The 12,926-nt window shown below is 33.0% G+C and carries 10 protein-coding genes and 1 pseudogene; 6 read left to right on the top strand and 5 right to left on the bottom strand.

The features are described 5' to 3' along the window. Nucleotides 1–239 (bottom strand): annotated as a pseudogene (locus tag AVL50_RS03280) (helix-turn-helix domain-containing protein); the annotation flags it as partial. 112 nt (nt 240–351) lie between these two features. Then, nucleotides 352–786, bottom strand: a complete 435-nt coding sequence (locus AVL50_RS03275; protein ID WP_157491122.1) for a hypothetical protein — start codon at nt 784–786, stop codon at nt 352–354. 448 nt (nt 787–1,234) lie between these two features. Between AVL50_RS03275 and AVL50_RS03270 the strand changes: the two genes are divergently transcribed. From AVL50_RS03270 to AVL50_RS03245, 6 genes are all read left to right on the top strand, one after another. Continuing rightward, nucleotides 1,235–1,588, top strand: a complete 354-nt coding sequence (locus tag AVL50_RS03270; protein ID WP_062615041.1) for a hypothetical protein — start codon at nt 1,235–1,237, stop codon at nt 1,586–1,588. 97 nt (nt 1,589–1,685) lie between these two features. Beyond that, entirely contained in the window at nt 1,686–2,165 is a 480-nt protein-coding gene (locus tag AVL50_RS03265) for a GNAT family N-acetyltransferase (protein ID WP_062615040.1), read from the top strand. After that, on the top strand, nt 2,165–3,118 hold the full coding sequence (locus AVL50_RS03260) for a YheT family hydrolase (protein ID WP_063850525.1): 954 nt from the start codon (nt 2,165–2,167) through the stop codon (nt 3,116–3,118). Before AVL50_RS03265 ends, AVL50_RS03260 begins: the two co-directional genes overlap by 1 nt. A gap of 174 nt (nt 3,119–3,292) precedes the next feature. Next, nucleotides 3,293–3,517 carry a hypothetical protein gene (locus AVL50_RS03255; protein WP_062615038.1) on the top strand — a complete coding sequence of 75 codons (225 nt, stop codon included), beginning with the start codon at nt 3,293–3,295 and terminating at the stop codon, nt 3,515–3,517. A gap of 247 nt (nt 3,518–3,764) precedes the next feature. Continuing rightward, the gene (locus tag AVL50_RS03250) at nt 3,765–5,633 is read left to right on the top strand and encodes a glycoside hydrolase family 13 protein (protein ID WP_253764250.1); all 1,869 of its coding nucleotides are present in this window, start codon (nt 3,765–3,767) and stop codon (nt 5,631–5,633) included. 251 nt (nt 5,634–5,884) lie between these two features. Further along, nucleotides 5,885–6,280 (top strand): hypothetical protein, encoded by a 396-nt coding sequence (locus tag AVL50_RS03245; protein ID WP_062615036.1) that lies wholly within the window; start codon nt 5,885–5,887, stop codon nt 6,278–6,280. Nucleotides 6,281–6,282: 2 nt separating this feature from the next. On the opposite strand, the gene AVL50_RS03240 is transcribed toward AVL50_RS03245, so the two are convergent. The 3 genes from AVL50_RS03240 to AVL50_RS03230 form a co-directional block, all read right to left on the bottom strand. Continuing rightward, a complete protein-coding gene (locus AVL50_RS03240) occupies nt 6,283–7,086 on the bottom strand; it encodes an inositol monophosphatase family protein (RefSeq protein ID WP_062615035.1) in 804 nt (267 codons plus the stop codon). Between the two features lie 398 nt (nt 7,087–7,484). Then, complete coding sequence (locus AVL50_RS03235; RefSeq protein ID WP_062615034.1) at nt 7,485–8,642, bottom strand: leucine-rich repeat domain-containing protein; 1,158 nt, start codon at nt 8,640–8,642, stop codon at nt 7,485–7,487. Between the two features lie 52 nt (nt 8,643–8,694). After that, a complete protein-coding gene (locus tag AVL50_RS03230) occupies nt 8,695–12,783 on the bottom strand; it encodes a hypothetical protein (RefSeq protein WP_062615033.1) in 4,089 nt (1,362 codons plus the stop codon). Nucleotides 12,784–12,926 lie beyond the last annotated feature (143 nt).

Here is a 12,926-nt window from a genome sequence, read left to right as displayed (position 1 = left end):
TCTAACAGTTCTTGTTCAGGTGTTTTCTTCTTCATGGTACTGACTTTATGGTTCCAGTCAAAGTTACCATATTTTTGTAACCAAACCTTTACTGTTCTATCTCCCTGTATTCCATATTTACGTGTAGCTCCTTTTAAACTTAATTGACCACTTTCAACTTCTGAGACAATTTGAAGTTTTAAGGACATTGAATAATCCTTCTGAGTTCTTTTAACATATTGACTTTTATTGTCTTCCATAATAACGATTGTTTTAGTGTATCGTTATTTTAGGACTTTACACTTTACATTTAAATAAAAAAAGCGGTCTTGGATATCATCATCCAAGACCGCTTTTTTATACTCAAAAATTTTATTTAAAAGATTTAACCTGAGTTGTTTGATTATCTACAGGTCTCCATCCAAGAGAAGGGAAATACTTATAAGTATAAATTTTCCATTTTACCTCTTCAGACTTCTTCTTTGTTTTCTGTGCTTGCCAGATAATCATTGCTTTCTGACCATCACTGTAATCCGTATACACACGAACAAAATCCTTTCCTTCAACTAATTTGTCGAAAAGAATATTTTCAGTTTGACGGTCGATCAGCATTTTATGCTTTCCTTCAGTAAACAACTCCAAAGTGGCGTCATCACCAATGCCTCTGGTGAAAGGTGCTGTTTTTAGTTTAGGAGCATTTGAAGCATCATAGTTTTTGTTCCTGTTTTTTTCATCCTCTGCATTGTCTGCAAAAAGCATGTTCGAGAATAATAACAGGGAGGTAAAGAATAGGGTTATAGATTTCATGTAATTAATAAGGTTGGTTTACAACATTAAATACATGATGTATAGAACCTTAGTTGATGTACTTAGTATTTGTTATATAGTGTTTGGTGTTATTTATTAAAATAGATATACATATTTTAATAAATGTTTAATCGAGAACAATGTTATATAGAAGGGCTGTTTTTCCTGAATCAGCTTCTTTTTTAAATATTTTTTTATCTAAATAATAAATTTTTCTAACTATTTGTTAATAAGAGCGTTGTGTATATTGTTTGGTTGAAATTAATAAGCAGAAGTTGTTAAATTAGTACTGTCTTAAAGGAACTATGTTAAGACGAGTGTTACTGCATAAATTTTTTAATATTAATAACTCCTTATTTATCGTTAAATGGAAATTACTACCAAACACACACTATCATTAAGTATAGTTGCTGTACTATTAGTCTTTATCGTGATTTTTGAATCATGTATGTCAACCTCTGTAGAATTACCTTGTCAAAAACGTACTTGGTATTCTGGAGTCATCAAATCATCAAATGAAAAAGATGTAGACATGAAAATGTCTGTAAAGTTTACAGATGAGTATGCATTAGTTGAATTAATGAATGACCAACTTCATGAGGTATACAAATTATTGCCTTCTGAAAAGACGGAGAATGAAATTGTATTTCAAACTGACGAGAGGTTGATGAAAAGGTATCATAATGCTAAACTTGTACTTGCTCAAAAAAGCAATGCTGATCAAATTGAAGTGTCATTTAATGATTTCATTAAAAACTATAGTTATAGCAATCACGCATTGCAGGTGAAAACTAAAGTATAAAGATTTACAGATTTTGAATAAAGGTTAGTATTTATGAAAATGCTAACCTTTTTTTTGTTTATATTCTATGTAAATTTGTTGTCAAAAATAACTTGATATGCAAATAAGGCCCATTACTTCATCTGATAATGATGAAATAGGACAATTAATACAAAGTGTGTTGGAAGAACATGAGGCAAATTTGCCAGGTACAGCTTATTATGATGAACAGCTTTTTAACCTGAGTGAAGTTTATCAATCTGAAAATGCCATTTATTATGTCATTGAGGACCAAAATCAAATTATTGGAGGAGCAGGGATCAACATATTGGAGGGAGCGGAGAGAACAGTTTGTGAACTCCAGAAAATATATTTGAAGAAAGAAGGAAGAGGAAAGGGCTTAGGCAGGAAACTGATTGAAAAATGCTTGACCTTTGCCGAGAATAAAAACTATACTTGTTGTTATTTAGAAACGATGCCTCAACTATCAAAAGGGATTGCACTTTATGAAAAAGTAGGTTTTGAAAGGCTTCATAAACCTTTAGGAGCTACTTCACATCATGGATGTTCAATTTGGATGTTAAAAAAATTATCATAATGCCGATTATTAATTCTCAATTTTCACCAAACTTTTGGTTTAAAAACCCACATTTTAATACCATTTTCTCTAACCGTATTAAAAGACAAAAAACACCAAAATACTTAAGGAAACGTTACCAAACTGTAGACAATGATTTTTTTGATGTAGATACTATTCTGAGTGAATCAGATACTGCTGTCATTATACTTCATGGTCTTGAAGGTTCGTCAAAATCAGGCTATATATTGGAAATAGCGGATTACTTTTCCAAAACATGGGATGTATGGGCTATGAACCATAAAAGTTGCAGTGGAGAACTTAACTTAAGAAAAACGTCTTATCATAGTGGTAGAACTGAAGAATTGGAATTTCTCTTGAATGAAATTCATGATCATTACCGCAAAATTTACCTTATTGGTTTTAGTTTAGGAGGGAATATTACGTTGAAATATTTGGGAGAAAATGCTGAAGATCTTCATCCTAAAATAAAAGCAGCAGTTGCAGTATCTGTTCCCGTCCACCTTAATTCATCAGCAAGAACTTTACAGCAAAAAAAGAATTGGTTTTACCTCAATGATTTCTTGGTTTCTCTAAAAAAGAAAGCAATTGAAAAAATCAGAAGGGAAGATCCTGATTCAGCAAAAATACTGTTGATTGAAAAAGCAACTTCCTTTGTTGAGTTTGATAATTTATATACAGCTCCGGTACACGGTTTCTCAGATGCAGAAGACTATTGGACCAAATGTAGTTCAAAACAGTTCCTTCCAGATATTTCTATTCCAACTTTGATCTTGAATGCTGAAGATGATCCTTTCTTATCCCATGAATGCTATCCCTATGTGGAGGCAATGGGGAACGATCAACTGTATTTGGAGGTGCCAAAATATGGAGGTCATGTTGGTTTCTTAGAATCTTCAGGAAGAGATAGATGGTATTTACGTCGTTTGATGACCTTCTTAAAAAACTACTAGAGAGCAAGATAAAGTTAATTTGATGCATTTATTGTTGTTTTTTGTGATTACTTCGCACAAAAAGTGATAATAACGGTTAGTCATGCATTTTAAAGTTGTACTCCCAAAAAATAACCAATAACTTTGCTGTAATTATTTCTGTCTGTTTACAAATAAACTTTTCACTATATAATTATGCATGGTTACTTATTTACATTGGTAGGAATTATAATGGTTGTTTGTTCTTTTACAATTTATAAAGATGAAGCAACAATTAAATACTCTATGTTAGTGGCTTCTTTCTTTTTATTTATTTTTGGGTCTTTTATCAAATTCAAAACGCTCGTGAAATTGAAGAAAGATATGAATGATAAATTAGAAGCAGCTCAAAAAGAGAGAGAACGAGAATTACAGAATTAATTTCTAGCTCAAAAAGCTACATAATACAAGAGGAGAAAATCTGAAATTTTTATTTTATATAAATACTAATAAATGTATATGAGATGACGTTGTCTTTTAGGGATTATTTAATATTCACAGACGTTATAATAAACATTCCTAAAAGTATATAATGTTCTTTTATATCCATTGAATACGTTGTTTATTGTGTTCTGAATTTACATCGTTCTGAATAAATCCAGAATTATTATAATTTTTAAATATGAAAATGAAATATCTACTAACCCTCTTGATGAGTATCACTATACTCCAGCTTTCTCATGCGAAAGCAAAAGTATCTATAGACCGTGTAGAACCTGCTTTTTGGTGGGTTGGAATGGTCAATCCTGAACTGCAAGTGCTTGTGCATGGTGAAAACATCAACGATTTAGATCCTTCAATTGCTTATGAAGGAGTGACTTTGGAACAAGTAATCAAGGTAGAAAACCCTAACTACTTGTTTTTGAATCTAAGACTTAGTGATGCTGTTAAACCGGGTAAGTTTCCAATCCAATTCAAAAGAAAAGGTAAAGTAGTTTTTACTTATGACTATGAATTGAAAGCAAGAGCAAAAAACTCAGCAAACAGAAAAGGTTTTTCCAACAAAGATGTGATGTACCTGATTACTCCAGATCGTTTTGCAAATGCAATTCCTGAAAATGATCATGTAGAAGGAATGTATGAAGATACAGACCGATCTGACAATGGCAAGCGTCATGGTGGTGACTTACAAGGTATCATTGATAACTTAGATTATATCAAAGGTCTTGGTTTTACAGCCATTTGGATTTGTCCTGTTTTAGAAAGTAATCAAGTGGACTACTCTTACCATGGTTATGCAATCACTGACTATTATAAAGTAGACGCTCGCTACGGTTCTAATGAAGACTATGTTAGATTAGTAGAAGAAGCGAAGAAAAGAGGTATTAAAATTATCATGGACCAAGTGGAGAACCACGCAGGTTTAAATCACTGGTGGACAAAAGATCTTCCCACAAAAGATTGGTATCACCATGCTGAAATGGCTGAAAAGCCAATGACAAATCACAATAGAGCTTCTTTAGCAGATCCGTATACTACTGAGTCAGAAAAGAAAGCATTTAGTGATGGATGGTTCGTTGATAGAATGCCAGACTTGAATCAGTCTAATCCACTGATGGCAAAATATTTAATTCAAAACTCAATCTGGTGGGTAGAATTTGCAGGTTTAGGTGGAATTCGTCAAGATACTTTCTCTTATCCTGATGCAGATTTTATGAGTGATTGGTCGAGAAGCATCATGGAAGAGTATCCAAACTTCAATATTGTAGGTGAGGAGTGGACATCAAATCCAGCAATTATTGCAAGATGGCAAGCAGGCCAAGTAAACAGAGATGGTTACCAATGTTTTATGCCGTCAATGATGGATTTCCCGAACCAAGAAGCATTTGTGAAATCATTGAACGTTTCTCCAGAGGAATCATGGCAAGATAGCTTTGGTGCTGCTTTTGAAATGCTGGCAAATGATTTCTTATATGTAGATCCATACAACTTAGTTACTTTTATGGATAACCACGATATGGCTCGTATTTATGATCAAGTGAACCAGAACTATGACTTATATAAAATGGCAATGGTTTACTTATATACGCTGAGAGGTATACCGCAGGTATATTATGGTACTGAGATTACAATGTCTTATCCAGAAAACCCAGGCGATCACGGCGGATTGAGAATTGATATGCCAGGTGGCTGGGAAGGTGACAAGGTTAATGCGTTTACAGGAGCAGGCTTGAATGAGCAGCAAAAAAATGCAATGAACTTGATCAAGACATTAAACCAATACAGAACAAAGACAACTGCATTACAATCAGGTAAGTTGATCCATTACTACCCAAAGAATGAAACATATGTAATGTTCAGATTTGATGATCAAACAAAAGTAATGACAGTGTTCAATAAGAATTCTGATAACATTGAGTTGAAATTAGATCGTTTTGAGGAAACTCTACAAGGGGCTAAATCAGCAACAGACATTCTTACTGGGAAAAAGTATGATTTATCAAGTGGGGTGATCTCATTGGATCCAACTTCTGTATTAATGTTAGAAGTCAAATAATTGAAGTAGTATTTTTGGTTAGTAGCATTCGTTTTTTGAAGGTGAACAAGCTTAAAATAACTTGAATCAAAATATAAATCATTAAAAAAGAGGCACCTTGAAAGGGTGTCTCTTTTGTATTTTGAAAAAAATCATGATATTATTGTCATCTGAAGAGTTTTGATTGTCCTATTCAAGACAATAGTATTATCGTGATGAAGAGTATTTATTTACCGTTTTTTATTGTAACCATCTTTCTGTTTTCTTCATGTATGAGTGACGAAGATAGTGCAGATGAGTTTGTGTTGGATCCAGTGCAGCATGTATTCCATGATGCCATTGAAGTAGAAGTTGAGGACTCTCTAACTCAGTTAGCTATTGATGTGAAAATAGTAGGCTGGCAAAAAAGTGAAAGAGGCTTCTACAGTCTTCATTATAAATTTTCTAAAAGAGAAAAAAGTACTAATATTATAAATAGTGAAAGCATTCCTTATAATCAAATTCAAATCAGAGATGATGTTCTGACAGAAAATCTTTTCTTTGATGAATTGGATTCTCTGACAGAATATTGTTTGGAATTGCAATCAAGTTATAGAGATGAAGTAACAAGAACAGATACTTATTTCTTTAGTACGAAAGGGGATACAACCACAAATGAAATGGAATAGCATCAGCTATTCCATTTTTTGTATATAATTTCTTGCATTTCTTTATGAATACTTGGCGGTGCCGCAATAATTTCACGCTCCTCAATGTAAGTTGGATTGTTGGAAAAAGTAGAAACTACTCCACCTGCTTCTTTCACAATTATAGCCCCAGCGGCAACATCCCAAGCATTAAGGTTATATTCAAAGAACCCTTCCAAACGGCCACAAGCTACGTAAGCTAAATCTACAGCTGCAGATCCTAGCCTTCTTACGCCGTGACATCCTTCCATCATTCCCATTAAAATATTCATATACTGAGGCATTTTCTCAAAATCATAATAAGGGAAGCCTGTAGCAATTAATCCACTTTTAAGTTCAGTTTGTCTAGAAACATGAATAGGTGCTCCATTTAAAAAGGCTCCGCCGTCTTTCCAAGCATAAAAACACTCATCAAGATTTACTTCTCTTACAACTCCAAGACAATAATCGGTTTCACTGATCAAGCCAATACTAATAGAGAAAATAGGAATACCATGAATAAAGTTCGTGGTGCCATCCAGCGGATCAATAATCCATTTCAAGCCGTTGTTGGAGCTCTTGTTAGTACCTTCTTCGCCTATGAAACCGGCTTCAGGCATTATTGCTTCAAGACCTTCCACAATTTTTTTTTCTGCGGTTTTATCCACGTAAGAAACAAGGTCATTCAAACCTTTGTATTCAATCTTGCTGTCATCGAAATTTTGTCTCTCAGAAGCAATGAAATGACCCACTTCCTCTGTCAGTTTGATCACTTTATGGCATATGTCTTTATAATTGTATTGGCTCATAATGTTTATCTAAAAAGTAAGAAATAGAACAATTATACTTATCAATTTTATATAAGTTCTTTGTGAGATGAGAACATCTATCTCTTTAAAAAGTTTATCTTAATAAGTTGTTTATCTTTATTATGGATGATAACAACAATATTAATCAAAATTATTTTTTTGAGCCTATAGAAGAGACATTATTTCTCGGCGGAATGAAGGTTTGATAGAGTGTGATTTCAGCTTTTTGACTTTTTTACCACTCAAAATACCATTTGTTTCTTCTTATTCTGGACAGTAAAATTGGAATTGATTAGTTTCTCTGATTTGAATCTTAATCGTTTCTCAGCTTTCACATTTGTAAATATTTTGTTTGTTACTAAAAGTAAATCATTTTGAATGACATTTTAATGAAGACTCTAATTCAATAGATCTACCTCCGCCATATCAAAAACAGGATTGCCAAATAATTTTATGCTTTTAAGGTTAGGGCAACTTTTTAATGCAGGAGGTATAACTTTAATCTTATTATGTTCTAAGTTCAAACTTGATAAAGTTTTAAGCCTTCCGATACCATCTGGTATTTTTTGAATATTACCATTTGCAAGGTTACAAAGCTCAAGATTGTACATATTTCCAATACCCGTAATATCAGAAATTTGATGTCCTGTCACCCACAAAGTATTGGCTTCACTGAAGAAAATACCACTTGGCATACTTTTCCACTTTGTATTTTCAGCTCTAATTGTTCCGACTTGTAATCCCTTAGGTACACTTCTGAGTTGATGGCACCCTGATAAATCTAGCACACCAATACTGACATTTTCAATGCCTCTGGGTAAGGCAGTAAGTCGCTCACAACCATCAAGCATCAATCCCCAAAACTTTTTCACATTTCCAATTGAGTTAGGAAGCTTGACTAAGTTTTTACAATCTCTAAGGTCTAAGTCTTCAAGGTTTTTTAGATTGCCAAAGTTTTCCGGTAAGTATTTCGCTTTGCTGTTATATAGCTTTAGCCATTCCATACTTTCAATGGTGTCAATATATTTGAAACTATTTAATTCAGCAGTGAGCCAGTTGAGTTTTTTAAACGTACCAATATCTGAAGGTAATTCATCTAAAGGGTTGAGATACAAAGCCTCTAATGTGTTCTTCCATTTATATAAAATTGGAGGGAAACCCTCAATTTTAGAGTCTTTGATAATTATGCCTACCATAGGAATTTCCGAATAGGATTCAGGAATCTTAGAAATATTAGTACTCGAAATATTTAAATCAGTTAAAGTTTTAATTTCACTAAGAAACTCTGGTAATTCTTCAATTGGATTATCGCTTAATGAAATTTCTTTCAAGCTATTAAATTGGGTAACAAATTCTGGAATTTCTTTAATATTACAACCTAGCAACCAAATTCTTTCTAGCTTAGTGAAAGCTTTTAATTCTTCAGGAAATTCACTTAGATCTTTCGAATCCTCAATTCTTATTTTAATAACATATTCTTTATTTTCATCAAGAGTATAACCAAAGTCCTCAAAATTTTTATCCTTAAGAGCTTGAATAGCTTGTTTTTCGTCCATCGTATTATAATTTTTACAGCTATACAATAGCGTAAGTAGAAGCATTAATAAACTAATAAATTTGTTTTCCATATATTATATTTTCTAGTAATAAAGGATACAGTATTTCATTTTCAAACTCTACTGAGAAGTCCTGCTCTTCCTCATTATCATTTTTTAAAATTTTCTTCATTAAGTTTGAAGCTTTAATATCTCCAACTTTCAATCCATTATGATCTGCTTTGTTTCCTCTATTTGTCATTCTGCTTCTGTTTTTTTCTTTAATATATCGAACAATATCCTTTATATCTCCTAGATAATAATAAGCCTGTTCGCTTGTTAACTCCTTTAGCTTACACCTACTCCATGAAGCATCTTTCGGGTCATCAATAGTTTTTACATAATCGTAAACACTTGTTTTTACATCTAATGCAAAACTTGTAGCAAGTGACTTTATTTCTTTGGGGCTACCAGACATTCCCCTAGTTTTCTTAAATTTTTCCCATTGTCCATGACCGATACCTTCTCCTAATAATTTTTCTTTCAATTTCACAAATTCAGGATCTGTAGAATTGAAGCTTTTAAAAAGTTGACTAGTTGTAAGAATAGGAGGTTGATGCTTTAAGGCTGGAAGTTCATCAAACAGTTGTTGAGCGATATTATTTAAGAACACTTTTTGTTGCTCACTAAATGAACTAATAGAGAAAACAGAATTAGTACCATTTTGATTAGAAAGGTCATTTCTAAATGATGCCATAATTTTGCTATACTGATTTCTTTGACGGAGTAAGTATCCTTTATGTAAACCATCTAATGGTGGAAGTTGAAGGGGTTTTTGGTTTTCATGATAGCTGTTTTCAAGATCTTTAACATAGTCTTCTAGAAGATATATAGAGTCTTCTTTCAAAAAGAAAAATAAGCTGTAAGGTCCTTGATCTTTTACAGTTGTAACCGCTTGATCTATGAATATTTTTAACTGATCTTTCTCTTCATCATTCAACCTGTTGATGGCTTCTCTATGAATACCATTGTATACGGTTGATACGTAGCTAATCGTATTGTCGCCTAAGGACTCATAGATTTGAAATTCCACAGATCCGTTAAATTCGGCTTCTGTAGAAACTATTCCTGTATCAACACCTGCTTTAACTTGAATTTTGCCACCTTCTGTAATTCTAAAATATTGTTTGTGGTACTCGTTATTAATGTCAATAAAGTTCCATTCAAAACGAGTATACTCATCGATTTTACCGGTTAAACTTTTATCAAATTTCTTCTTCAGAGCAGGTTGAGCTTTTAGCTCTTCTTTTAATTTAGTAGCATTACCCTTAATTTTATTGACCATATCTCTTCTTAGAAGATCTCTTTCTTTTTTTAGTTTATTTTGATCTCTGGTCAATTCAATATTTTCTCTTTGAATTCCTCTTCTTTCTGGTCTCATACCTCTCTGATGCATGAGATCGTCAATTTTCCCCTGGTTTTGATGAATTACTTCATCAAATGACGCAATACCTTTATTCAGCTCTCTATTTCTTTTTATACCTTGTGTAATAGGATGATTTTTGAGATCGATAGAGCCTTTAATTCCCTTCCAAATATCTCTTCCAGGAATAGTAATACTTATGTTTAGGTATTTACCAAGATTATCCTTGTTGATGTCAAAATCATATTCAGACATGCTTATACTGAGTTTGGTGCCATCGCCAATTTCTAAATTAGCATAGTTAGTATAGCTATGATCATCTTTAAGCGCTCGTTGATAATAGACGTCATCAGACTTGTTTAAGTCGTCCATATTTTTAATTCCGTCTACTCTCAGACTTTGAGAAGAACTCCATTCTCTTCCCATATTCAATGAAAAAACGGAATCAATTCCTGCTTCAGCTTGAACGTGTGTTGAGGTTCTGACTTTTCTTGTATACCCTTTATTCAATTCTTTCCATACATCGCCGTCATTGTCTAATTCAGACTGCCAGTATCCGTCATCAATGCCATGCTTTACTAATTCATGATGCATACCATTGTCTTTCATAAATAAATAGAGAGATCTTGAGAAGAAAGCTTCAAAGTGTTTGTAAGAGTTATAACTGCCATTTAAAGAATTGAAATGCGTTGGATTCAAACTTCTTTTTCCACCTGCTTCAAGACCAGCATTGGCTACGTTTTTCTTGCCAAAACCAGCACTAAGATTTAAAAAACACTGTGAGTTTACAGTAAAGTTTCTAGCGTCTCCAGATGCCATATTAACACCTCCGCCAAATTTGACACCGATATAGAATAATGCTGATACTTGAGCATTGATATCAAGAGAAATTTCAAACTGAGCTCCAAAAGTCTTGGTGTTGTCGTCAATAGAATTGATTTTCTCTGCCAATTTATCTTTCAATTCAAGGAAGCTAGAACTTCTTATGGGGATTTTCTTATACTGACCTTGATTTTTAACAGCCTTAATTCCTTCTTTGGTAAATCGGTCATAGATATAAAAAGTTTCATTATTTAAAGGTTGAAACCCTTCGGGAAGTTCTAGGAGATCCCCTTCCATTAGCCAGTGAGGATCTGTTCCAATGATGTATCTTCCTTGTTCGTCAAAACCGTCCCACCAGTTTGTGTCACTAAGTTCTTCTTTGCTTATTCTGAATCTTGTTTCTATGCCTGAAAAATTATCATTTTGTTTTACGATATAACCGTAAGCACCAGTGTCATTGTAGCGGATAAGTACCCCTTCTGAAAAAGGAGTGCTCATTTTTGCATAATCTGGATGTTCATCATTTCGTTCAAGCATTTCCTCCATATTATAATAAACATCTTCAACATAAGAAGTATCTACCCAGTTGATGAGGTTTGATTTAGGTAACAGGTAAGAGAGTTCTTCATGAATGCCTATTTCCATGAGGATTTCATGTAGAGCTTTACCACCTAAAGCTTCTGTCATATTGAGTTGTTCGACAGACTTGGCGTTGAGTTGGAGTTTTTCTAATTCTTTCTGAATTCCAGATTGAATGTTTTTTCTTAATCGTCTGTTAATTTGCCTGTTTCTGTTGTTTACTCTAGTATTATATTGAGTAATATTTTTTTTCTCATTGAAATATCTTGTATGATATTTCATAATATTGGTGCCGATTGTTTCATAAGGTAGGTCCAACGCTGTATCTCTCGTATTAGGAATATATTGTAAACATATCTTCCTGTGTTCAGGCATTGCCTCAATTAAAAAAGACCTTAAATCTTTTTCACCTGGATAAAGTGCTGTGAAAGTTTCTTCTAGTTTTCTGATAGAAGGGGGGTGATTATGGATTTTAACTAATTCATCAAATATGACATCATCGTCAGGACCAATAAAAAAGTGATATAGATCTGTATATGCCGCTTTTGTTAAATCTCTTTGATCTTTCAGGGTTTGCACAAACCTGTCTATTGGTCCTTTCCTGAAATCAAAATAGTTGAATGCTGATTTTAGAAGTGTTTTGAAATACCCATATTCTGGATTAACTTCTTGGTAAAAAGCTTTTGCTATGTTTTCATAGTCGATGTTCTTTGGCTTCTGTGCTTGAAAATAGACATAATTTTGATTGAATTGAGCTTCATATTTCTGAGACAATCCATAATACTGAAGAAGCTCACTGAGTTGGATGCCATCTTCTCTATCATGAATAGGATAATGACCATTATGTCCTTGAATTTTTGATAAAGGAGTTTTTTGACTTAAGCTAGAAAATGATTCACTACTTTTTGTCTCCTCATCAATTTTTTGATTATCCTCTTCAGAAAAGAGTGCTCTGAGAGTAGGAGATGTTACTTTTGAACTTTCATTCTGAATATATTTTACACCGCTGAAATTTATTTTCAGTTTTTGCTGTAAAATCTCAATGATACTGTTAGGCAGTTTTAGTTCATGTTCAATAAATGAATCTCTCCAATCAAAAATGATGTGACAGGGCCTTTCAATTGAATTATTTTCAAAATAACCTTTGCTTAGAGCAATATAAATTGTTGTATCTGCCTTATCATTATTCTGTACTGTTTTACTTCTTATATAAACCTTAACAGGTTCTGGATTTTTTGGATCGATGGTTGGAGTTGGAATATCCCAAAATTTAGCCATTTGAAAAAAGCTACTTTGAGTCTTATCCTCATTTTTTTCTCTTTCTTGATAATCGAACATGAGTAATTAGTTTATTTAATCAGTTAGTTTCGCATGTTCAAATTAGCAAAGAATCTCATCGATTGCAAATAAGTTTAATCTGTGTTACGGTCAATAATAATTATAATTTTTACAAATAATCAAAAACATGTTTTCTATCGTCA

The sequence above is a fragment of the Flammeovirga sp. SJP92 genome, from assembly GCF_001583495.1.
Classification (GTDB): domain Bacteria; phylum Bacteroidota; class Bacteroidia; order Cytophagales; family Flammeovirgaceae; genus Flammeovirga.
This window is presented reverse-complemented; position numbering and strand designations above follow the sequence as displayed.

Bases quoted from the DNA above. Each gene is read 5' to 3' on its own strand.
- AVL50_RS03275 (WP_157491122.1), bottom strand. From the start codon at position 786: ATGAAATCTATAACCCTATTCTTTACCTCCCTGTTATTATTCTCGAAC.
- AVL50_RS03270 (WP_062615041.1), top strand. From the start codon at position 1,235: ATGTCAACCTCTGTAGAATTACCTTGTCAAAAACGTACTTGGTATTCT.
- AVL50_RS03265 (WP_062615040.1), top strand. From the start codon at position 1,686: ATGCAAATAAGGCCCATTACTTCATCTGATAATGATGAAATAGGACAA.
- AVL50_RS03260 (WP_063850525.1), top strand. From the start codon at position 2,165: ATGCCGATTATTAATTCTCAATTTTCACCAAACTTTTGGTTTAAAAAC.
- AVL50_RS03255 (WP_062615038.1), top strand. From the start codon at position 3,293: ATGCATGGTTACTTATTTACATTGGTAGGAATTATAATGGTTGTTTGT.
- AVL50_RS03250 (WP_253764250.1), top strand. From the start codon at position 3,765: ATGAAATATCTACTAACCCTCTTGATGAGTATCACTATACTCCAGCTT.
- AVL50_RS03245 (WP_062615036.1), top strand. From the start codon at position 5,885: ATGAGTGACGAAGATAGTGCAGATGAGTTTGTGTTGGATCCAGTGCAG.
- AVL50_RS03240 (WP_062615035.1), bottom strand. From the start codon at position 7,086: ATGAGCCAATACAATTATAAAGACATATGCCATAAAGTGATCAAACTG.
- AVL50_RS03235 (WP_062615034.1), bottom strand. From the start codon at position 8,642: ATGGACGAAAAACAAGCTATTCAAGCTCTTAAGGATAAAAATTTTGAG.
- AVL50_RS03230 (WP_062615033.1), bottom strand. From the start codon at position 12,783: ATGTTCGATTATCAAGAAAGAGAAAAAAATGAGGATAAGACTCAAAGT.